This window comes from Bradyrhizobium sp. INPA03-11B (assembly GCF_040446015.1).
Lineage (GTDB): Bacteria > Pseudomonadota > Alphaproteobacteria > Rhizobiales > Xanthobacteraceae > Bradyrhizobium > Bradyrhizobium macuxiense_A.
This window is the reverse complement of record NZ_JASGSR010000132.1, coordinates 1-21,019: the sequence shown is the minus strand read 5'-3', so window position 1 is coordinate 21,019 and position 21,019 is coordinate 1. Positions and strand designations below refer to the sequence as shown.

At 64.3% G+C, this 21,019-nt stretch carries 20 protein-coding genes and 1 pseudogene; 11 read left to right on the top strand and 10 right to left on the bottom strand.

Annotated elements, in window-relative coordinates; translation table 11 throughout:
- Positions 1 to 62 precede the first annotated feature (62 nt).
- From QMZ05_RS34630 to QMZ05_RS34615, 4 genes are all read right to left on the bottom strand, one after another.
- A complete protein-coding gene (locus QMZ05_RS34630; protein WP_353704825.1) occupies positions 63 to 1,871 on the bottom strand; it encodes an adenylate/guanylate cyclase domain-containing protein in 1,809 nt (602 codons plus the stop codon).
- A 613-nt stretch (positions 1,872 to 2,484) separates the two neighbouring features.
- Entirely contained in the window at positions 2,485 to 3,336 is an 852-nt protein-coding gene (locus QMZ05_RS34625; protein ID WP_353704824.1) for an alpha/beta hydrolase, read from the bottom strand.
- On the bottom strand, positions 3,326 to 3,724 hold the full coding sequence (locus QMZ05_RS34620) for a carboxymuconolactone decarboxylase family protein (RefSeq protein ID WP_028341542.1): 399 nt from the start codon (positions 3,722 to 3,724) through the stop codon (positions 3,326 to 3,328). Before QMZ05_RS34620 ends, QMZ05_RS34625 begins: the two co-directional genes overlap by 11 nt.
- A gap of 23 nt (positions 3,725 to 3,747) precedes the next feature.
- Positions 3,748 to 4,890: an FAD-dependent monooxygenase gene (locus QMZ05_RS34615; RefSeq protein WP_353704823.1), complete on the bottom strand. Its 1,143-nt coding sequence runs from the start codon at positions 4,888 to 4,890 to the stop codon at positions 3,748 to 3,750.
- A 271-nt stretch (positions 4,891 to 5,161) separates the two neighbouring features.
- Between QMZ05_RS34615 and dctA the strand changes: the two genes are divergently transcribed.
- The 4 genes and pseudogenes from dctA (at position 5,162) to pstS (ending at position 9,659) form a co-directional block, all read left to right on the top strand.
- Positions 5,162 to 6,478 (top strand): C4-dicarboxylate transporter DctA, encoded by a 1,317-nt coding sequence (dctA, locus tag QMZ05_RS34610; RefSeq protein WP_353704822.1) that lies wholly within the window; start codon positions 5,162 to 5,164, stop codon positions 6,476 to 6,478.
- 24 nt (positions 6,479 to 6,502) lie between these two features.
- Positions 6,503 to 7,432, top strand: a complete 930-nt coding sequence (locus QMZ05_RS34605; protein ID WP_353704821.1) for a LysR substrate-binding domain-containing protein — start codon at positions 6,503 to 6,505, stop codon at positions 7,430 to 7,432.
- A 45-nt stretch (positions 7,433 to 7,477) separates the two neighbouring features.
- Positions 7,478 to 8,455, top strand: coding sequence for a tripartite tricarboxylate transporter substrate-binding protein (locus QMZ05_RS34600; RefSeq protein WP_353704826.1), 978 nt, complete (start codon positions 7,478 to 7,480; stop codon positions 8,453 to 8,455).
- Positions 8,456 to 8,648: 193 nt separating this feature from the next.
- Positions 8,649 to 9,659, top strand: a pseudogene (gene pstS / locus QMZ05_RS34595) (phosphate ABC transporter substrate-binding protein PstS).
- A gap of 309 nt (positions 9,660 to 9,968) precedes the next feature.
- On the opposite strand, the gene QMZ05_RS34590 reads toward pstS, so the two are convergent.
- On the bottom strand, positions 9,969 to 10,226 hold the full coding sequence (locus tag QMZ05_RS34590; RefSeq protein WP_353704820.1) for a hypothetical protein: 258 nt from the start codon (positions 10,224 to 10,226) through the stop codon (positions 9,969 to 9,971).
- 138 nt (positions 10,227 to 10,364) lie between these two features.
- Between QMZ05_RS34590 and minC the strand changes: the two genes are divergently transcribed.
- From minC to QMZ05_RS34570, 4 genes are read left to right on the top strand one after another with little or no spacing between them, the layout of a single operon-like run.
- On the top strand, positions 10,365 to 11,081 hold the full coding sequence (gene minC, locus QMZ05_RS34585; protein ID WP_353704819.1) for a septum site-determining protein MinC: 717 nt from the start codon (positions 10,365 to 10,367) through the stop codon (positions 11,079 to 11,081).
- 22 nt (positions 11,082 to 11,103) lie between these two features.
- Complete coding sequence (gene minD, locus QMZ05_RS34580; RefSeq protein WP_353704818.1) at positions 11,104 to 11,919, top strand: septum site-determining protein MinD; 816 nt, start codon at positions 11,104 to 11,106, stop codon at positions 11,917 to 11,919.
- Positions 11,919 to 12,197, top strand: coding sequence for a cell division topological specificity factor MinE (gene minE, locus QMZ05_RS34575; RefSeq protein ID WP_050419828.1), 279 nt, complete (start codon positions 11,919 to 11,921; stop codon positions 12,195 to 12,197). The genes minD and minE overlap by 1 nt, the downstream gene beginning before the upstream one ends.
- Complete coding sequence (locus QMZ05_RS34570) at positions 12,194 to 12,490, top strand: hypothetical protein (protein WP_050419829.1); 297 nt, start codon at positions 12,194 to 12,196, stop codon at positions 12,488 to 12,490. Before minE ends, QMZ05_RS34570 begins: the two co-directional genes overlap by 4 nt.
- A 121-nt stretch (positions 12,491 to 12,611) precedes the next feature.
- On the opposite strand, the gene QMZ05_RS34565 is transcribed toward QMZ05_RS34570, so the two are convergent.
- Positions 12,612 to 13,505 (bottom strand): NAD-dependent protein deacetylase, encoded by an 894-nt coding sequence (locus QMZ05_RS34565; RefSeq protein WP_353704817.1) that lies wholly within the window; start codon positions 13,503 to 13,505, stop codon positions 12,612 to 12,614.
- A 22-nt stretch (positions 13,506 to 13,527) separates the two neighbouring features.
- Here QMZ05_RS34565 and QMZ05_RS34560 point away from each other — a divergent pair, with 22 nt between their 5' ends.
- Positions 13,528 to 13,908, top strand: coding sequence for a c-type cytochrome (locus QMZ05_RS34560; RefSeq protein ID WP_353704816.1), 381 nt, complete (start codon positions 13,528 to 13,530; stop codon positions 13,906 to 13,908).
- Between the two features lie 20 nt (positions 13,909 to 13,928).
- On the opposite strand, the gene QMZ05_RS34555 is transcribed toward QMZ05_RS34560, so the two are convergent.
- From QMZ05_RS34555 to QMZ05_RS34545, 3 genes are all read right to left on the bottom strand, one after another.
- Complete coding sequence (locus QMZ05_RS34555; protein ID WP_353704815.1) at positions 13,929 to 15,071, bottom strand: LysM peptidoglycan-binding domain-containing protein; 1,143 nt, start codon at positions 15,069 to 15,071, stop codon at positions 13,929 to 13,931.
- Positions 15,072 to 15,219: 148 nt separating this feature from the next.
- Positions 15,220 to 15,900 carry a hypothetical protein gene (locus tag QMZ05_RS34550; RefSeq protein WP_353704814.1) on the bottom strand — a complete coding sequence of 227 codons (681 nt, stop codon included), beginning with the start codon at positions 15,898 to 15,900 and terminating at the stop codon, positions 15,220 to 15,222.
- Positions 15,891 to 17,297, bottom strand: coding sequence for a selenium-binding protein SBP56-related protein (locus tag QMZ05_RS34545; RefSeq protein WP_353704813.1), 1,407 nt, complete (start codon positions 17,295 to 17,297; stop codon positions 15,891 to 15,893). The genes QMZ05_RS34550 and QMZ05_RS34545 overlap by 10 nt, the downstream gene beginning before the upstream one ends.
- A gap of 322 nt (positions 17,298 to 17,619) precedes the next feature.
- On the opposite strand from QMZ05_RS34545, the gene QMZ05_RS34540 reads away from it, so the two are divergent.
- Entirely contained in the window at positions 17,620 to 19,185 is a 1,566-nt protein-coding gene (locus QMZ05_RS34540; protein ID WP_353704812.1) for a serine hydrolase, read from the top strand.
- 37 nt (positions 19,186 to 19,222) lie between these two features.
- Here the strand turns inward: QMZ05_RS34540 and QMZ05_RS34535 are convergent, their stop codons facing one another.
- Entirely contained in the window at positions 19,223 to 19,687 is a 465-nt protein-coding gene (locus tag QMZ05_RS34535) for an Lrp/AsnC family transcriptional regulator (protein ID WP_353704811.1), read from the bottom strand.
- 161 nt (positions 19,688 to 19,848) lie between these two features.
- On the opposite strand from QMZ05_RS34535, the gene QMZ05_RS34530 reads away from it, so the two are divergent.
- On the top strand, positions 19,849 to 20,862 hold the full coding sequence (locus QMZ05_RS34530; protein WP_353704810.1) for a 1-aminocyclopropane-1-carboxylate deaminase: 1,014 nt from the start codon (positions 19,849 to 19,851) through the stop codon (positions 20,860 to 20,862).
- Positions 20,863 to 21,019: the final 157 nt, after the last annotated feature.

The following is a 21,019-nucleotide window of genomic DNA, read 5'->3' as shown; positions in this document are numbered from 1 at the left end:
CATGAAACTGCATTGCAACCTCCCAGCTCCAATAATCATCTTGTCAATCAGGCACTCCAAATTCAGACAGGGAGTCCGGCGGCTTCCAGCCGCTGCACGTAAAGTGAAGCTTGCTCCGCCTTGAAAGGGCAACGCGGCGCGTAATGAGACACAGTGAATTGCGGCAGAACCGACCGGTGATGCGTTGCCAACAGCGCGGCGTCCTCATGCCGGCCGACGGCCACGAGGCTTGCCGCTGCGATCCGGATCGCGTTTCCGTATCGGGGATTGAGGCTGAGTGCCTTTCGCGACCAGCGAATGGCCTCTTCATAGGTGCCGTTCAAATAATGATTTTGGCCGAGCCGTGAAAAACTGGTGAAGGCTTGTTGATCCAGCGGGGACAGCCGAATGGCTCGTTCGGCTCGTTCGATTCCCGACGCTGGCTTGCCGATGAAGCCGTATGTTGCGCTGCTGAACATCCATGCCCAGGGATTGTTTGGCGAGGCGGCAAGCGCACGGTCAAAGCAGTCCAGGGCTGTGTCAAAGTCAAAATGGAATGCGCTCCGCGCGTGCCCCTGCAGTGAAAGGGCAAGCGCGTCGGATGGATCTCGTTCGATGGCGCAATTCGAGAGCCGGATGATCTCGGCGATCTCGGCGTTGGGATCGGTCGACCGGCCCTCGGCGATGTTCAGCATGTGCCAGCGCGCTGAAAACGCATATGGCGCCGCATAGCCGTCGTCCTCTTCGCGCGCCCGCTCCAGCAGCGTCCGCGCCATCGAAAAGCTGGCGAAGTCCAGCTTGTAGAGCAGATCAAGCGCGCGCAGAAAATAATCGTACGAGTTCAAATTGTGCGGGCGCTTCCGCAGCGCGCGCTTCACCTCGGCCTGGCGCACGTGCGTCGAAATGCGGCCGACGATCATGAGGGCGATTTCGTCCTGCACGCCGAAGATATGCTCGATATCGGTTTCGTATTTCTCGGCCCATATGACCGATGCCGTCGACAAGTCACCGAGCTCGACAGAGAGCCGGATTCGATCGCCGGCGCGGCGAATGCTGCCACTGAGCAGATACCGCACGCCAAGTCGTTCGCCGGCCACCGTTCCGTAGTCGACGGCGCGGCGATCGATCATCATGGTCGACCCGCGGGCAACGACCAGAAGGTGTTTGATATTGCTGAGCGTCGCGATGATATCGTCGACGAATCCCTCGGCGAAATAGTTGTCGGCGGGGTCGTCTGAAAGACTGACGAGCGGCAGGACGGCAATCGAGGGCAATTTTGCCCGCCTGGAAGGCGAGCGCGCGAACCCGACTGCCGCGCCGCGGTCCACCCCCGGCAATCGCAGCGAGAACGCGGGGACAGCTCGGGTCAGGTTCTTCAGCCGAAGGTCGCCGAGACTGTCGAATTTCAGGTCTCCGGCGCCATCAAGATTGTCGAGCACGGCCGACGACACCACGATCCCGTCTGCCGGTGCCGTCGTCTGAAGACGCGCGGCGATATTGACCGCGCTTCCGTAGACGTCGTCGAGATCGAAGATGACGGGCTCCCAATGGATGCCAATTCGAAATGCGATGCGGCGCTCGGGAGAGTGATGGCTCTCCCGAGAGAGGATTTCCTGCTGCAACTCGGTCGCGCATTCGACCGCATCCAGCGGGCTCTCGAAGACCGCGAGAAACCCGTCGCCCGTGTTCTTCACGATTTCACCGCGATGCGAGACGATGGTCGGATCGGTGACTTCGACGCGGAGAGTGCGATAGCGTTGATGGGTTTCGAGCTCGGCCGCTTCCATCAGTCGGGTGTAACCAACCACGTCAGCCGCAAGGACCGCGCGACAGGCCCGCTCAAAGGGAGGCAGCACTTGAGGGGACAACACAGGGTCAGTGTGGACTGCCATGCCCGCTTATACCGTCGCGCTATAACCTTCCATGTACGTTAGCATGCGGAAACGACCCTGTCGCCACCGGGGCGGGACTGGTCGGTGAGCGCCGCCGACCGCCACAAAAACGGGCAAGCAAAAAGGCTGTTTATCCGGGAATTCGCTACAGATGATGGCTATCAGCCCACGCCCATATCCGCGCCTTGGCCATCCTCTTCCTCCGCAGATGGCCAAGCGCTCAGTGCCAAGATGGTACGGGGGTGAGAACTACTGGTCGGCGTTATGCAGATTGGGCCAACTCCCGCAAATGCCGTTCGATCGGGGCGTCGACGTCGTCCGGGTGATCCACCTGGGGCGGGTGCCCGGCGGCCGCAATGATCGTCAGCCGGGATCGCTGCGAGCGCCGTCATCGGCTGCACGCGCTCACGGGTGGGAGGATGCGCCCGACGGTGACACCGGACAGCACCCGTCGCTTGCCCGTGGTCGTCGAGCGTATTCTGCCACGGTGAAATTTTGCAGGTGATTTGCCCGACGTGTCAACTTATAGGGCCAAAGCTCTTGATTGCGGCGGCTGCCCGCTCCTTTGCATGGGGTTGTTTTCGATATTTTTGCTGAGAGCCGGCGGACGAGGTCACCCGGATCGAGCGGCTTCCTGCAAATGCCGCTCGATCGTGGCGTCGACCTCGTTCGGATGATCCACCTGGGGCAGGTGGCCGGCGCCGGGAATGATCGCCAGCCGGCAGTTGAGCATCGTTGCGAGCTCCCTCATTGGCTGCACCAGTAGCTGGTCGTTTGCGCCGCCAATCATCGTCAGCGGCACTTGCAGCGTCTTCACGCCATCGAGATAGTCGAGCGACTGGATCGCGCGGGCGCAGCCGACGAAGCCTTCCGGATCGGTCTCGTTGATGCAGTCGAGCAGCGCAGTCGCGATCGCCGGATGCGCATCGAGAAAGGCGCCTCCAAACCAGCGCTCCGCGGTCGGCGCCGCCAGCGGCGCGATACCCCGCTCACGCACCAGCGCGATGCGATCGTCCCAAGCGGCGGCGAAGGGTGGCGGCGCATCGGCCCGTGCTGCGATCACGCAGAGGCTGAGCAGGCGGTCCGGATGGCGCACGCCGAGGCCGAACGCCGTCATGCCGCCCTGCGAGACGCCGATCACATGCGCCCGCGCGATGCCGAAGTGATCGAGCACGGCGATCGCATCCGCCACCAGATCGTCCATGGCATAGGGGCCGCGCGGCGCCTCCGATTGTCCGTGACCCCGGCTGTCAAGTGCGAGCACGCGACGGCCGCGGGCGGAAAGCGCGAGGGCCTGACGGTGCCAGATCGCGCTGCTGGTCAGGATCGAATGGCAGAGCAGCACCGGCACGCCGTGCTCCGCTCCGCCGACACGGACGCTGAGCCGCCCGGCTTTGCCGGGCACATCGTGCCGGACAAAGCCCTGCCATGCGGCGGTTGCGATTGGGGCCGCCTCAGTCGACAAGGCCCATCTCCGCGAACACGTCCTTGGCGATACGGAAGCTGTCGAGGCCCGCGGGCATGCCGCAATAGACCGCGATCTGCAGGAACACCTCGCGCAGCTCGGCCTTGCTCAGCCCGTTGTTGAGCGCGCCGCGGATATGCACCTTGAGCTCGTGCGGGCGGTTGAGCGCCGCGATCATGCCGAGGTTGAGCAGGCTGCGGCTGCGCTTGTCGAGGTCGGGGCGATTCCAGATCTCGTCCCAGCAATATTCCGTGGCGAGCTTCTGGATCGGCCAGTTGAAGTCGTCGGCCGCCTTCAGCGATCGTTCGACATAAGCGTCGCCGAGCACGGTACGGCGGGTTTGCAGGCCGCGCTCGAACTTCTCGCCGCGGGGATTTGCGTCGGTCATTGTCGTCTCCGGTTGAATTGTGATCAGGCCAGCGCCGGCTCGGCGAGCGGCGTGGTCCAGGCGTCGTAGCCGTAGACCCAGTCCGGATCGGTCGGATTCTTCAGCCAGGTGTTGGTGCGCGAGCTCGCCTGCACGCGTGAGGTTCGGGGCTTGCGGGTCGCCTCGAAGCGGCGGAAGGCCTCAGCGACGCCGTCGCGATCGATATCCTTCAGGCAGCGCGACAGCACCGCCGCGTCCTCGATCGCCATTGCCGCGCCCTGCGCCATGTAGGGCGTCATCGGATGGCAGGCGTCGCCGAGCAGCGTGATGTTGCCCTCGCTCCAGCGCGGCAGCGGATCGCGGTCGACCAGCGCCCATTTGTGCACCGACGGGCAGGCCTCAAGCACCTTGCGGACCTGCGGATGGAAGCCTTCGAACGCCTTGCGCAATTCGTTGACGTCGCCGGTCGCCGACCAGGATTCCACGGTGAATCCGGGCTCCGGCTGGCTGGTCACGAAATAGACTTCGCCGCGGTCGGGCTTGACGTAATAGATGACGATGTGGCGATCCGGCCCCCACCATTTGGTGCAGTCGTCGATCGGATAGCCGTTGAGCAGCGATGCCGGGAACACGGTGCGGTAGGCAATGCGGCCGGTGAAGTTCGGCTCGTCGCGGCCGAACAGCCGCTCCTTGACGAAGGAATGCACGCCGTCGGCGGCGACCACGGCGTCGACCGTCGTGCTGTGGCCGTTGGCGAAGGTCAACGCCACCGTGTGGTCCGCACGCTGTTCGATCGCGGTCAGCCTGTGATCGAGACGAATGAGGTTACCGGGCACGGCGCTGGCAAGCGCCGCATGCAAATCGCCGCGATGCCCAAGCAGATAGGGCGCGCCATAGCGCTCTTCGGCGGAGGGGCCGAACACCATGTCGAAGCGCACCTCGCCGGTGTCATATTCCTTGTTGTTCCAGGACCGCGGATAGAACGCCTCGCGGTGCAATACCGGCTCGAGATCCCATGCCCGCATCACCTTCATGGCGTTGCAGCCGATCTGGATGCCGGCGCCGAGCCGGGTGAAGCGCTGGGCCTGTTCGTACACCGTCACATCGATGCCTGCGCGGCTCAGTGCCGCGGCGGAGGCCAGTCCGCCCATGCCGGCGCCGATCACCGCCACCGAAAGTCTGCTCATTGTCGTTCCTCGCAGCTAGCGCCGGTTGACGACCGGCTTCTGCGCCTTTGTCGATCAAAGCGGGAAGCACCCGCAAACGAGTAATGCTGACGGAGCGTGAGGTGGGCTCACGCGGCTATCGCCGGCCTGTGAGCTGAGGTCACGCTGCCTGAGCTTAACTCGTTTGCGCTTCGCGCCATCGCCCGCCAACGTCGCGCCGCTGCTGCAGCGGTGGCGTCTGCCGACCCTGCCTCCTGCGCAGCCAACATAATACTCCCGAGGATCGACGCCCATGTCCACCATCACCAATGACGGCGCCGCCCGTCTCGACGCTGTCGCGGCGCCCTGGCATGCGCGTCTCTATGTCCAGGTGCTGTTCGGCATCGCGCTGGGGGTGCTGGTCGGCTATCTCTGGCCGGACATCGGCGCGGCCCTGAAGCCGCTTGGCGACGCCCTGATCAAGATGATCAAGATGGCGATCGCGCCGATCGTCTTCCTCACCGTGGTGCACGGCATCGCGAGCCTCGGCGACATGCGCAAGGCCGGACGGATCGGCGTGAAAACCTTGATCTACTTCGAGATCGCAACGACCGCGGCGCTGATCATCGGTCTTGTTGTCATCAACCTGGCGCGTCCCGGCGACGGCATGCACGTCTCGGCGGCTTCGCTCGATTCCCGCCTCGTGGCGTCCTACGTCACCCAGTCGCACGACCAGTCCGTCGTCGGCTTCCTGATGAACGTCATCCCTTCGACGATCGGCGGCGCGTTCACCAGCGGCGACACGCTCCAGGTGCTGTTCTTCGCGGTGCTGTTCGGCATTGCCCTGCAACGCTATGGCGAGAACGGCAAGCCGGTGCTGGTAGCGATCGAGAAGCTGTCGAAGATCCTCTTCATTCTGATCGGCATGATCATGCGGATCGCGCCGATCGGTGCGTTCGGCGCAATGGCCTTCACCATCGGCAAATACGGCGTCGGCTCGATCGTCGCATTGTCGCATTTCATGCTGGTGTTCTATCTCACCTGCCTGCTGTTCGTGATCGTCGGGCTCGGCATCGTGTCGCGCCTGGCGGGCTTCAGCATCTTCAAGCTGATCCGCTATCTCCGCGAAGAGCTGCTGCTGGTGCTCGGGCTATCAGGCTCGGAATCGGTGATGCCACGTTTCATCGACAAGATGAAGGCCGCCGGCTGCGCGGAATCCGCCGTCGGCCTCGTGATTCCGACCGGCTACACCTTCAATCTCGACGGCACCTGCATTTATCTGACCATGGCCAGCGTGTTCCTCGCCCAGGCCACCGACACGCCGATGTCGCTGGTCCAGCAGATCGGTCTCGTCGTGGTCTGCCTGCTGACGTCGAAGGGCGCGGCCGCCGTGCCGGGCAGCGGCTTCATCGTGCTTGCCGCGACGCTGGGCTCGATCGGCCATGTGCCCGTGGCGAGCATCGCGCTGCTGCTCGGCGTCGACCGCTTCATGTCGGAGGCGCGTGCGCTGACCAACTTCATCGGCACGGCGGTCGCGACCGTGGTGGTGGCGCGCTGGGAAGGCGACCTCGATCGCACCCAGTTCGCCCGCGCCCTCGACAATCCGGACGCTGCCACGCTATCCTCCTGAGCCTTCCGGAGACGCGACAGGATCATGAGAAAGTTGCCACCGCTCAATGCGGTGCGAACATTCGAAGCGGCCGCGCGGCATGTGAGCTTCACCAAGGCCGCTGAAGAGCTGCTGGTGACCCACGGCGCCGTCAGCCGCCAGGTCGCGCTTCTCGAGGACTGGTTCGGCGTCAAGTTGTTTCGCCGCGCCCCCTCGCAACTGACGCTGACTGCAGCCGGGCAGATCTATTATCGCGAGGTCACGGCGATCCTCGATCGCCTTGCGCTCGCCTCGATGGACATGAAACAGTATGGCTCGCCGTCGGTGCTGCGCGTCAGCGCGCCGCCGACGTTTGCGATGCGCTGGCTGATCCGCCGCATCGCCTCGTTCCAGCGCATGCGCGCCGATGTCGAGCTGCGGCTGTTGACGTCGATCGGACCGCTCAATGTCAACGATCGCTCGTTCGATGTTGCGATCCGCGGCAATGTCGGTGAACCCGTGGGCTGGATGTCGCAGCACTTCATGACCGAGCTGATCGCGCCGGTCTGCCACGTCGACCTGTTGACGCGCGGCCGGCTCGCCACCCCCGACGACCTGCGGCATCACACCCTGATCACCTATTTGACCGAACCCTATGACTGGCCGCGCTGGCTGGTCCAGGCCGGCGGCGAGATGAGTGCGGATCAGGAGACGTTGCGGTTCGAGCAGATGTTCTTCGCGCTGCAGGCGACGCTCGAGCGGATCGGCATCGGGTTGTTTCCGCTGTTTCTGGTGATCGACGAATTGATGGCGGGCCAGCTCTGCCTGCCGTTCGGCGATCTCGGCCTGCGCAAGCGCGAATATCGCTCGTTCTATCTCGCCGACAATGAAAGCGCCGGCGCCATCGCCGACTTCACCGCCTGGCTCGCCGATGCCGGGCGCGAGACCGAGCAGTTCATGATGGATTGGGGCGCGTCGAAGGGCTGGAGCTTCTAGGCAGGCGGCTTTATGACAGCAGGAGGGGGAACGCAGATGTCCAACATGTCTCGCCGGCCATTCCTGCAGTTCGCGCTTGGTGCTGCGACGCTGCCGCTTGCATCACGAGGTGCGCGCTCGGAAACCATGGCGCGCCCGATCACCATGATCGTGCCGTTCGCCGCCGGCGGACCGACCGATGTGCTGGCGCGCATCCTCGCCGAATATATGCGCAACGTGGTCGGCCATCCCGTCATCATCGAGAATGTCACCGGCGCCTCCGGTACCGTTGCGGGGCTGCGCGCCTCGCGCGCGGCGCCTGACGGCACCACGATCACGATCGGGCATTGGGGTACGCATTGCCTCAACGGCGCGATCTATCAGCTGCAATATGACGTGCGTGAGTTCGCGCCGATTGCGCTGATCGCGAGCGGGCCGCAGCTGATCATCGGCCGGCCCGATCTCCCGGCGAAGAATCTGAAAGAGCTGATCGCCTGGCTGAAGGCCAATGGCGACAAGGCCACGGCAGGCACAGCGGGCCCAGGTTCGGGCGCGCATGTCGCCGGCGTGTTCTTCCAGCAGTTGACGAACACGAACTTCTCCTTCGTGCCGTATCGCGGCGCCGGTCCCGCGCTGAACGATCTGATGGCCGGGCATATCGACATCATGTTCGATCAGGCCTCCAACTCGCTGCCGCAGGTGAAGAGCGGAACTGTGAAGGCGTTCGCGGTGACGGCGTCATCGCGGCTTGCATCGGCTCCCGATATTCCAACCGTCGATGAGGCGGAATTGCCGGGGCTCTACATTGCCTATTGGCACGGCATCTGGGCACCGAAGGGCACGCCTGCCGATATTTTTTCGACGTTGTCGAAAGCGGTGATGTCGGCGCTCGCCGAGCCCGCCGTCCGGCAGCGCTTCGCCGAACTCGGGCAGGAGATCCCGCCGCCGGACAAACAGAGCCCCGCCGCGCTGCGCGACCATCAGGCCGCGGAGATCGAGAAATGGTGGCCGATCGTCAAGTCGGCCAACATCAAGGCGGAATAAGTTCCAACTGCGACGCTTCAGCAAGCTTCAACGCAGCGCGAATGGCAGGATGCCTGCCGTTTTCGGACTTTCGATGTAGGCCGAAGGTTAGGCGCCGCTGTCATCCCATCGTCATCGGCGTTCGAAAAAACGTTGCCGCTGCTAACGAGAGCATCGAGCACGCGAGGCGTCTCGCGTTTCCACGGAGATCAGCATGAAATTCGTCAAATCGATCGTGGCCGCCGGTCTGGTGGTCATGGCTACGCCCAGCTTCGCAGCCGACATCACCGGTGCCGGCTCGACCTTCATCTTCCCCGTCCTGTCCAAGTGGGCCGACGCCTACAAGAAGGATTCAGGCAGTGGTGTGAATTACCAGTCGATCGGTTCGGGTGCCGGCATCAAGCAGATCGAAGCCAACACCGTGACCTTCGGTGCGACCGACGCGCCGCTGAAGTCCGGCCAGTTGCAGTAGGACGGCCTTGCGCAGTGGCCGATGATCATGGGCGCGATCGTGCCGGTGGTGAACCTCGAAGGCGTGAAGGCCGGCGATCTGGTGCTCGACGGTCCGACGCTTGCCAACATCTTTCTCGGCAAGATCACCAAGTGGGATGATGCGGCGATCAAGAAGCTCAACCCGAAGGCCAAGCTGCCGTCCGAAGCGATCTCGGTCGTGCATCGCGCCGATGGTTCGGGAACGACCTTCAACTTCACCGACTATCTGAGCAAGGTCAGTCCGGACTGGAAGAGCAAGATCGGGTCCGGCACCGCCGTCGAATGGCCGATTGGCGTCGGCGCCAAGGGCAATGAAGGCGTCGCGGGTAACATCGCGCAGGCCAAGAACTCGATCGGTTATGTCGAGTATGCCTATGCCAAGCAGAACAAGCTGACCTACACCGCGCTGGTCAACAAGGCCGGCAAGACCATCCAGCCGACCAACGAAGCATTCCAGGCTGCCGCCTCGAACGCCGACTGGACCAACGCGCCCGGCTATTACCTGATCCTGACCGACCAGCCCGGCGACAAGTCGTGGCCGATCGTCGCTTCGACGTTCATCCTGTTGCACAAGGACGCGACCGACAAGGCGGCCTCGAAGGAAGCGCTCAAGTTCTTCAAGTTCGCTTTCGACAAGGGTGCCAAGAGCGCCGAGGAGCTCGACTACATCCCGATGCCCGACAGCGTCGTGAAGCAGATCGAGAAGACCTGGGCCGCCGACGTGAAGAGCTGAGACGCTCCCTTCCAGCACGCGCAATTGCAGGAGCCGGCGTCGATCGACGCCGGCTTTTTGTTTGGGCTCAGCGGCCGTCGAGTGGCGGTGGCGGCCGCGAGAAGGTCTTGCCAAGGCGGAATGCGCTCCGGATCGAATTTAGCCCTTTGACTTAAAAGGCAAATTTCGGCGAACGTTTCTGCCTGCGGGACCTTGAACGGCGCATCTGAGGCCATGCCGCGCGGTGTTCGATGCGTCCGCGCAGGCCGAGCGTTCACCGTCGGCCCGGCGTTGATCCGCGCCTTCCGGCCCTGCCACAGACATCCTAAGTCATGGCAGGGCCGGCAGCTTGCAGGTTCGGCATTGGAAATCGCTGCCGCGCTCGTCGGTGCGGATCTCGAAATCCTCCGAGACCTTCAGAATCCGATTGCGGAAAGGGGCGATCTCGAACAGCTCGGCGTGCCCCGTGCGTCGGCATTTTGGGCACCGCAGAATCTCAGTCCAACTGGAGTTGGTCATGATGTGGCCCGGCCAGCGCGCGCCGGAATGATAGCGCGATTGGGCCCAATTGACTTTGATCCAGCTCAAAACGGAGCCGCCGGCTCGAGCTGATGGTGCCAAAGAGCCACCTGTCCCAAATCAGTGAAAACCCTGACGCCTGTTAACCTTTGGTTAACCATGCGGGCCGATTGTTAACCATTCGACAAGACAACCGAGTCAGGGGCGATGGACGCAACTCAACAGGTCGCACGTCAGCAGGTCCGCATGCGCGGCCGTTCCTATGTTGCGTTCGTTTTCTCGCCGGTCGTGCCGGTGGTGTCCTGGCTCGCCGAGATCGACGCGACGCTTGGGAAGTCCCCGGGCTTCTTCAGCGGCAAGCCCATCGTGCTCGACCTGTCGGCGGTCGACCTCAGCCAGGCTGCGATTGCGCATCTGATCGGCAGCCTCGCCGAACGCAACATCCGCATCCTCGGCATCGAAGGGGTCGACGAATCGAAGCTCGGCGCCAACATGCCGCCGCTTCTGACCGGCGGCCGCGCCTGCGCGATCACCCATGCCGAGCCGAAGACGCCGCCGGCGCAGGAAAAAAGCAAAGACAAGGACAAGACCAAGCTGCCGTCGCTGCTGCTGGAGAGCCCGGTCCGTTCCGGCCAGTCGATCGTGTTTGCCGAAGGCGACGTCACCGTGCTCGGCTCGGTCGGCTCCGGCGCCGAGATCGTCGCCGGCGGCTCGATCCATGTCTACGGCACGTTGCGCGGCCGCGCGATGGCCGGCATCAACGGCAACTCCGCGGCCCGGATCTTCTGCCAGAAGATCGAGGCCGAATTGCTCGCCATCGACGGCTACTATCAGACCGCAGAAGAAATCTCTGACAACTTGCGCAACCGGCCCGCCCAGGCGTGGCTCGAGGGCGAAATACTGCGTGTCACAGCGTTGAACTGATCGACCACAAGGAGAGAGAGAAATGGCCAAGGTTTTGGTCGTGACATCTGGGAAGGGAGGAGTCGGCAAGACGACCTCAACCGCCGCGCTTGGCGCGGCGCTCGCGCAAATGGGCCAGAACGTCGTCGTCATCGATTTCGACGTCGGCCTGCGTAACCTCGACCTGGTGATGGGCGCGGAACGGCGGGTGGTGTTCGACCTGATCAATGTGGTGCAGGGCGTCGCCAAGCTGCCGCAGGCCCTGATCCGCGACAAGCGGCTGGAAAATCTCTGGCTGCTGCCGGCGTCGCAGACCCGCGACAAGGACGCGCTCACCGAAGAGGGCGTCAAGCGCGTGATCGCCGACCTCAAGACCAAGTTCGACTGGATCCTATGCGACAGCCCGGCCGGCATCGAACGCGGCGCGACGCTCGCGATGCGCTACGCCGATGAGGCCGTCATCGTCACCAATCCGGAAGTGTCGTCGGTGCGCGACTCCGATCGCATCATCGGGATGCTGGATTCCAAGACGGTCCGCGCCGAGCGCGGCGAGCGGGTCGAGAAGCATCTTCTGGTCACCCGCTATGATGCCGGCCGCGCCGCGCGCGGCGAGATGCTGTCGATCGACGATATCCTGGAGATCCTCGCGACGCCGCTGCTCGGCATCGTCCCGGAAAGCCAGGACGTGCTGCGCGCCTCCAATGTCGGCTGCCCGGTCACGGTGAACGCTGCAAGCAGCGCGCCGGCGCGGGCCTATACCGACGCGGTGCGGCGCCTGATGGGGGAGCAGGTCGAGATGACCGTGCCGGTCGAGCGCAAGGGGCTGATGGACCGGCTGCTGCGACGGAGGGCGGCATGATGAACGTAATGCGGCTGTTCGGCGGCCGCGCTGCATCGGCGCCCGTCGCGCGGGAGCGGTTGCAGATACTGCTTTCGCATGAGCGTGGCCGGAATGGTGCGCCCGATCTTCTGGAGACGCTGCGCTCGGAAATCCTCAGCGTGGTGTCCAAGCATATCGACGTCGATCCCGACAAGGTCGTGGTCCGGATGGATCGCGGCAAGTTCGTCTCGATGCTCGAGGTCGACATCGAGGTTCCCAACGGCGTGCAACGATCAAAGATGGTGGCAGCCACATGACGGCAGACAGTGACAGTCACATTGCCTGGCAGCGCGCGCAGCTGAAGAAGCTGCGTGCGGCGCTGAAGCAGATCGAGGTCGATCAGATCGGCAAGGCCAATTGCGGCCGCGCGACGCAGATGACGATCGACGAATTGCAGCGCAAGATCGGTGAGTCGGGCCGCTGCATCGCCGAGTACGAGCGCCGCACCCGCCGCCCGCTGGCGACGGATCTCGGCAGCCTCGCCAGCGTCAGCTGGACGCACTGGAACGCCAATTTGCCGATGGCCAAGGCGCCGCGGCATCGGGCGTAGTGCAACTATCTGGTGCCTCGTCGTTGCGAGGAGCGAATAGCGACGAAGCAATCCATGCTCAACGTGTGCGGCACGATGGATTGCTTCGCTTCGCTCGCAATGACGTGGAGGCAGCAGCGGCCTACAGCAAAAACGACAGCGCCGTCTCGCACTGGTCTTCGACCTTGAGCGTCAGCAGCTCGTCGGCGCGGGTGCGGCCGAGATTGACGGCGGCGATCGGCAGGCCGCGCTGCTCGGCCATGCGGACGAAGCGGAAACCGGAATAGACCATCAGCGAGGAGCCGACCACGAGCAAGGCGTCGGCCTGCTCGAGATGCGCCTGCGCTGATGCAACCGTGTCGCGCGGCACGTTCTCGCCGAAGAACACCACATCAGGTTTCAGCACGCCGCCGCAGGCCTCGCAGGCCGGCACCACGAATGACGAAAAATCCTGCTCGAGATCGGCATCGCCGTCGGGCGCATCAGTGGCATCAAGCGCGAGCCAGGCGGGGTTCAGCCGTGACAGTTCGCCCTGAAACTGTTCGCGCGGCATGGTGGCGCCGCAGCCGAGGCAGCGCACCACGTCGAGCCGGCCGTGCAGGTCGATCACGCGCTGACTGCCCGCGGCCTGGTGCAGGCGGTCGACATTCTGGGTCAAGAGCAGCTCGCAGCGCCCTTGCTGTTCGAGCTTTGCCAGCGCGCGATGCGCGCCGTTCGGCGCAGCGCGGCCGAACCGGCGCCAGCCGACCATGCTGCGCGCCCAGTAGCGCTGCCGGGTCGCCGCCTCGCCCAAAAAGGCCTGGATGGTGACCGGCCGGGTCCGCTTCCAGTTGCCGTCGCTGTCGCGATAATCAGGGATGCCGGAATTGGTGCTGCAGCCGGCCCCGGTCAGGACAAACAGGCGCTGGTGGCCGGCGACGAAATCCTCGAGGGCGGGGTGCTGCATGGCAGCACATCTAGTGCGGCGCGCACGCCTGCGCCAGATGGTGGGCCGGCTGCGCGAGGACCTTTCACGCCGCCTCTGCGTTGACGGCATGGCATTTCCGACGGAGTGATCGATGCGACCAAGATTGATTGTCCTGCTATGCGGATTGGCGTCCCTGCCGCTCTCGCCGTCCTATGGCCAGGACGCAGGCGTATCCGGCGAGCAGGCATTCAACAATTCCTGCCGCACCTGTCACACCGTCAAGGATGGCGACAACCGCGCCGGCCCGAACCTGCACAACATCGTCGGCCGCAAGGCCGGATCGGTTGCGAACTTTCCCTATTCTCAGGCGATGAAATCATCCGATATCGTCTGGGATGAGCGCACGCTGCTGCGCTTCATCGAGGATCCCGAAGCCGTGGTGTCGGGCAACGGCATGAAGCCGTACACCGGCGTGCGCTCGGCGGAGGATCGCGCCAAGATCGTGGCGTTTCTGAAATCCCCGGGCAAGTGACGGTTGGCGGAAGGCCGGCCTCACCGTGCCGGCACGACGAAGACCTGACCGGGATAGATCAAATTGGGATTGCGGATCTGCTGCTGGTTTGCCCGGTAGATCACAGCGTAGCGCTGGCCGGCGCCGAATGCGCGCTGACTGATCCGCCACAGACTGTCGCCGCGGGCCACCGTGGTCGTCGTGATCTTCGGCACAACCACGGCGGAGGGTGAGCTCGACGCGTCGGTGGCCGTCGCTGCCGCGAGCCGCGGCGCGGTCGCACCCGCACGGCTGGACGAGGCCGGGATCGATGCGGTCGTCGTCGTGTCCGGAACGTTGAACGGCACCTCGGCGCGCGCGCGGACCTTGCCGGACCCGGGGTCGACCTCGTCAAGCCGGACCTGATAGTTGCCGGCCGCGACGCCCTTGTTGATCGTGACCGAGAGGTGCCCCGCCGCGTCGGCGGTGGCGGAGGTGATCAGGCTGCCGTTGAGATAGAGCCTGACGGTCGCGCCGGGCGCGGCCTGGCCGCTGACATGGAGCATGCCGCCCGGCTCGGTCTCGACCGCCTCGACAGCCACTTTCCCGGCTGCCTGCGGCGTCGCCGCAGGTTGCGATAGCACCCGGACCGGCTTGTCCGGCGCCATCAGCGCCACCATCGGCCGCTCCCTTGCCGCAGCTTCGAGCGCCACGGCGACGCTCTGTTTGGAGACCACCTGCTTGCCGTCGCGCGTCATGCGCAGCGTCAGGTCGTGGTTTCCCGGCGGAAGCGGGCGCGGCACCATGACGAACTGGCCGGATTTGTCCGCCACGGCGCGATCGTGCACCTCGCCGTTGCGCAGCAATTCCACCGTTGCGCCAGGTAGCGCCCGGCCGGCGACAACAGTCTCGCCGGTCGGCTCGACGTTGACGACGTCGAATTCCGGCACGGCGTTGTCGCCCGGCACCGGCGACGGTGCTGCCAGCGCGTTGGCCAGGGCCGCGGTCTCGCTTTGCGCCTTCGCGAGCGCGGTCTTGTCCTGCACCTGCGCGGAAGCTGCAGGCCCGGATGGTGCCGTGGCCATCAAAGGCGTGTTCGTGCCGAGGATTTGCTGGGTTCGGTGGATGCCGAAGATGAGCGCCGCCGTGCCGCCGGCGGCAAGGGCCAGCAACGGAATCACCAGTCGCATCGCCGTGGCGTTCATGATGTCATCCGCGGATCAATGCCCCCGCGCGTCCGCGCGCGACCCTGCAGCTCTGTGGGGCCTCCCTCAGAGATTGCGCCGCTTTGCGCCGGCCATCAAGTCGGATGAAAGGATTACTTCTCTCGGGCAGCCCGGCCGGTCCGGCAGCTTACCGCCACTCCGCGACAGTGACGGCAAGCGCTGCAGCGCCCACAAGAACGAGGCTGACCGCCCAGACCGTCTCCAGATTGAACCAGCTCCGCGCGACGAATTTGACGCCGAGGTAGCGATAGACCAGCCATGCCAGCAGGCCGCCGGCGCCGAGCATGGCGGCGGTGTGGACGAGCGCGACCAAAAGCGCCATCGCAAGGTTCTGATCGATCACGCGCTGCGCCGCCATATGGCCGTCCTGCGCAGCTGATGTCGCGCAGAGGCCGAGATAGATCGGCAGCAGCATCAGGCCCGCGCCATGGGCAATCGCCACCGCGAACGACCAGAGCGCCAATCTGGTTGGCGGTATCCGCGCCAGCGCGCGCGGATGACGGCGATTGATGAGACGCATGAGGCCGAAGCCGATGATGATGACACCAGCTGTGATCTGGATCGGGCGTTGCCATTCCGCCAGCGCGATCAACAGTACAAACGGCAGCAGCACGAGCAGCATCGCCGCAAGGTGGCCGGTCGACAGCGGCAGCAGCGCGCCGATGACGGCGCGCTGGGATTTGTCCATCAGGCCCGCGGACACCGCGAGCGGCCAGCCCATGCCCGGGTTGATCCCGTGATAGAGGCCGCTTGCGATGATCGCGAGCCAGAGCCAGATGGTCGTCGTATCGACGTCGCTCAATTCCATACCGACGGATAGCAGAACGAATCCGTCGAACAGTCGCCGCCCTCGAGGCGGATCTGATGCGGGCGATAGCCCTCGGGGAAATCGACGAAATAGTCCTTGGCGAACTCCAGCCCGCCGTTGGCGCCGACATTGGCCATGACCTCGGCGCCTGGCATGCCGTCGGGATAGAACTGGTCGTCCCAGGTCGAATAGAGCGAGTTGGTCCAGTACACCCGCTTGCCGTCGCGGCTGATCTCGACCATCTGCGGGCCGCCGGCAAACGCCTTGCCGTTCGGATGCGGCGTGCGGCGGGCGATGCCGCCGATATACACCGACCCTGCAAGCTTCGGCCTCCTCGGATCGCGGACGTCGTATTGGCGCATCTCGCCGGTTCCCCAGCAGGAGACGTAGAGGAAGCGGTCGTCCATCGACAGGTCGATATCGGTCACCAGCGGCGGCACCGCGCCGAACCCCTGCAACAGCGGCGGCAGCTTCTCCTTCGGCGCCGGCTCGGGCGGGATCGTCGCGGTCTTCTCGGCGTGGAATTTTCCGCCCTCGCGCCACCAGGTCCAGATCGAGGCTTCGAGGTTGGTGGTGTCGACGACGACGCCGACAAAGCCATATTCACGGATCGGATCGTGCGCGGGCCTGACCTCGAGCGCCATCTGGTGATTGGCGCCGAGGTCGATGGTCTGCACGTTGCGCCGCGCGCGCAAATCCCAGAAATGCAGCCGGTGACCGTATTTGTTCGACAGCAGGTCCTCGGCGACGATGCCGTTCTCGAATTGCGGCGGCAGCGCCCATTCGCTGGTCACCATGTAGTCGCGCGGCAGATTCCACCAGAAATCATAGTGCAGCGTCTGCGGCCCGCGGTCGATCTCCCAGCGGCCGAGCACGTCGAAGGTCTCGCAATCCATGATGAAGATGCCGGGCGGGCCCTGCGTGCCGTTCTTGCCGCTGCCGCCGAGGGTGGAGACGTAAATGCCTTCGGGCCCGCAATGAATGGTGTGCGGCCGCGAGTAGCCGGTCTTCTTGAACACTTCCTCCGGCTCGATGATCTTGTGGATCTTGGCTTCGAGCGGCGAGGGCTTGGTGTCGATGATGTAGATGCGCGACGACCGCAGGCCGGGAATGATGAGATAGCGCCGCTCGATGAAGGCGTGTCCGGTGAGCGGTGACAGTGCGGAGGAGCAGGCGTTCCAGCCGAAGTGATGGAACTCGTCGCCCTTGTTCGGCATCGTCACGGTGTGGACGATCTTGCCATAAGTCTTCGAACCCGGCTTGGCGTCGATCACCGCGAGTGCGTCGGGCTTCTTGAAGTCGGGACTGAGCAGCAGCGTATAGGCGAACTGCTCCGGCGGCGCCTCCATCGCAAGCTTTGGCGAGGCGTGAAACGTGGGGTCGGGTCGCATCGTCATGACGTACTCCCGGTTTTGTTGGTTTGTTACCAACGTCGGGCCGTTCGCAGCGTTGCAATGGTCTGAATGGGGCGGCCGGGCACTCCGCTGGACGCGAGGTTGGCTGCGGACAGCTTACGGCATCATGCGCCTTCCGGAAACACGCGCGCATCCCCATAGGCTGTGGCGTTCTGCCACGAATTCGTGAGCCTTATCACACTTGGACTTGCCGGCGGCTCGGCTCTCGCTGCGCCGTCATCCCCATGTCTGCAAGTTGTGAAGTGAGACCACTGCCGCTCGTGGTATATGCCTTGCGCGAGTTGGTCACTGGCAGGGGCGGACTATGCAGGCAGTCGATCGCGTCGTTGGGCTTTCGTCACGGATCAAGGCTGCGGCGCTAGGCGCGGCCATCCTGCTCACATCGCTTCATTTCGGCGCGGCCAATGCGCAAGGCGCCGAGCCGGTCTGGCCGACAGCTCAGTGGGAAACCGCGACGCCGGAGCAGCAGGGCATGGATTCGGCTGTCCTGGCCAAGCTGGTGGCGGCCGGCACCACGCGCAGCTTCGACAGCCTGCTGGTGACGCGCCATGGCCGCATCGTGCTCGATACGTATTACGTGCCCTTTACCGCCGACATGCCGCACGCGATCAACTCCTCCACCAAGGCGGTGGTCGCGACGCTGCTGGCGATGGCGTACAAGGATGGTCTCTTGGATCGTCTCGATCACCCGATGCTGGATTTCTTTTCCGATCGCAGCATCGCTGATGTCGATGAGCGCAAGAGGGCCATCACGGTCCAGCATCTGCTCAACATGACGTCGGGCCTCGACTGGGACGAGGGGTTTGAGGGCGGGCCGGAGCAGTCGCTTCGCGACATGGGAAAGAGCCCGGACTGGGTCCAGTTCATCCTGGACCGCCCGATGGCGCATGCGCCGGGCGAAACCTTCTACTACAACAGTGGCGGCTCGCATCTGTTGTCCGCGATCGTCAGCAAGCTCACCGGCAAGAACACCGCCGACTTTGCCGAGGAGCGGCTGTTCGGCCCGCTCGGCATTGACAGGCCGTTCTGGCGGCGCGATCCGCAAAGGCTCCCGATCGGCGGGTTTGGCCTGATGATGCGGCCGCGCGACATGGCGAAGATCGGCTATCTCTATCTGCGCAACGGCGAGTGGGCGGGCAAGCAGCTGCTGCCGGCGGATTTCCTCGATGCCGTCAACCATGCCACCGTGAACATGAATGCGCGATTTGATCTGCTGCTGCGCTATGCCAACCAGTTCTGGACCATTCCCGACAAGCACATCTTCATGACGGTCGGCTATCATTGCCAGGTGATCATGGTCCTGCCGGAGCGCGATATCGTTGCGGTCATGACGGCGAGCAATTTCTGCTCATTCGGCAGGTTGGCCGAAGAGATTTCCGGCGCCGTCAAATCCGACCAGGCCCTGCCGGCCGATCCGGCTGCGGCCGAGCAATTGGAAAAGGCGATCGCCGACGTCGCCGCGGAGAAGCCGACACAGGTCGGTGCGACGCCCGCGATCGCATCCATGATCTCGGGCCGCACCTACAAATTCCCCGACAACAACCTCGGTATCAAGACACTGACGCTGTTCCTTGCCGACGAGAACCCGCGCTACGTCGTCGAGACCAACGCCGGCGATCCTGCACGGCGTCACTTCGACGGGCCGATCGGCCTCGGCGGCCTCTATCGCAAGAGCGCTCCGACCTTTCTCGGTGTGCGCGCCGTCAAGGGCGCGTGGACGGACGAGCGAACGCTCGTCGTCGATCTCCAATATGTCGGGCTCGGCGACGCCTGGACCTGGACGCTCACCTATGACGGCGACAAGGTCGCGCTGCGCGGCAAGGCGAGGGATGGGCGCGAGGGGGCAGCGGAAGGCGCGGCGGGCGGTTAAGTCGGCGACGAGAAACCTTGGGCTCGCTCGCGTCGGCTCAGAACTCCAGCGCCGCATTGTCCACCACCTCCTTCATCACGAAGAAGGTCCGGGTTTGGCGCACGCCGGGCAGCGCGATCAGCTGGTCGCCATGGATGCGATTGAAATCCTCCATATCGCCGGCGCGGATTTTGAGGAAGTAGTCGAAGTCGCCGGCAACGAGGTGGCAGTCGAGCACGCATTTCAGTTTCGCCACCGCCTGCTCGAAGCTCGCAAAGCTCTCGGGTGTCGAGCGGTCGAGCACGACGCCGACCATGACCAGCGTGCCTTTGCCGAGCTTGCGCGGCGCCACCATGGCGCGGACACTGCTGACATAACCCTCGTCGAACAGCGCCTGGGTGCGGCGATGGCAGGTCGCGGGGCTGACGCCGACCTGATCGGCCAGCTCGGCATTGCTGAGCCGGCCGTTCTTCTGCAGCAATCTCAACATCTTGAGGTCGATGCGGTCGAGTCGAGCGGGCATGGAAGAATCTCTCGTCATTATTCGATGTTGTGAGAGAAAACATATCATTCAGGCCAAATCTGGCAATCTTCGGCAATTACCTGGGCTGAGTTAGAGAGCACCTTTCGCGCCGGTGGTGATAGGAGTGGCCGCCGTTCCAGACCACCAAAGAGGATGCCAGCATGCTGGAGAAGTTCGCGCGCTACCCGCTCACCTTCGGGCCGACCGCCATCGAGAAGCTCGATCGGCTGTCAAAGCATCTCGGCGGCAAGGTCGAGCTCTATGCCAAGCGCGAGGATTGCAATTCCGGACTCGCCTTCGGCGGCAACAAGCTGCGCAAGCTCGAATACATCATCCCCGACGCGATCGCCTCCAATGCCGATACGCTGGTCTCGATCGGCGGCGTGCAGTCGAACCACACCCGCATGGTTGCGGCTGTTGCGGCCAAGATCGGCATGAAGTGCCGGCTGGTGCAGGAAAGCTGGGTGCCGCATGAGGACGCTGTCTATGACCGCGTCGGCAACATCCTGCTGTCGCGCGTGATGGGCGCCGATGTGCGCCTGGTCGACGAAGGCTTCGACATCGGCATCCGCAAGAGCTGGGAGCAGGCGATCGAGGAGGTGAAGGCTGCGGGCGGCAAGCCCTACGCGATTCCGGCCGGCGCCTCCGTGCACAAATATGGCGGGCTCGGCTATGTCGGCTTCGCTGAAGAGGTGCGCGCGCAGGAGCGCCAGCTCGGCGTCAAGTTCGACTACATCGTCGTCTGCACGGTGACCGGCTCGACCCATGCCGGCATGCTGGTCGGCTTCGCTGCTGACGGGCGTGCGCGCAACGTGATCGGCATCGACGGCTCGTTCACGCCAGCGCAGACCAAGGCGCAGGTGCTGTCGATCGCGCAGAACACCGCCAAGCTGGTCGAGCTCGGCCGCGACATTGTCGAGGATGATGTCGTGCTGATCGAGGACTACGCCTATCCCGCCTACGGCGTGCCGTCGGAGGAGACCAAGGAGGCGATCCGCCTCAGCGCGCGGCTGGAAGGCATGATCACCGACCCCGTCTATGAAGGGAAGTCGATGCAGGGCATGATCGATCTGGTGCAGAAGGGCTTCTTCCCGGCCGGATCGAAGGTGCTCTACGCCCATCTCGGCGGCGCGCCGGCGCTCAACGGCTACGCCTACGCGTTCCGCAACGGCTGAGGCTGGTCACGCTTCGTAGCCCGGATGCAGCGAAGCGAAATCCGGGGCCCGTGACGTCAGCAGGTTCCCGGATTACGCTGCGCTTCATCCGGGCTTCTGTAACGGGCCTTGGTTAGTCAATCCCTTTTCGCGTCATCCACTCGCCGGGCACTTGCTT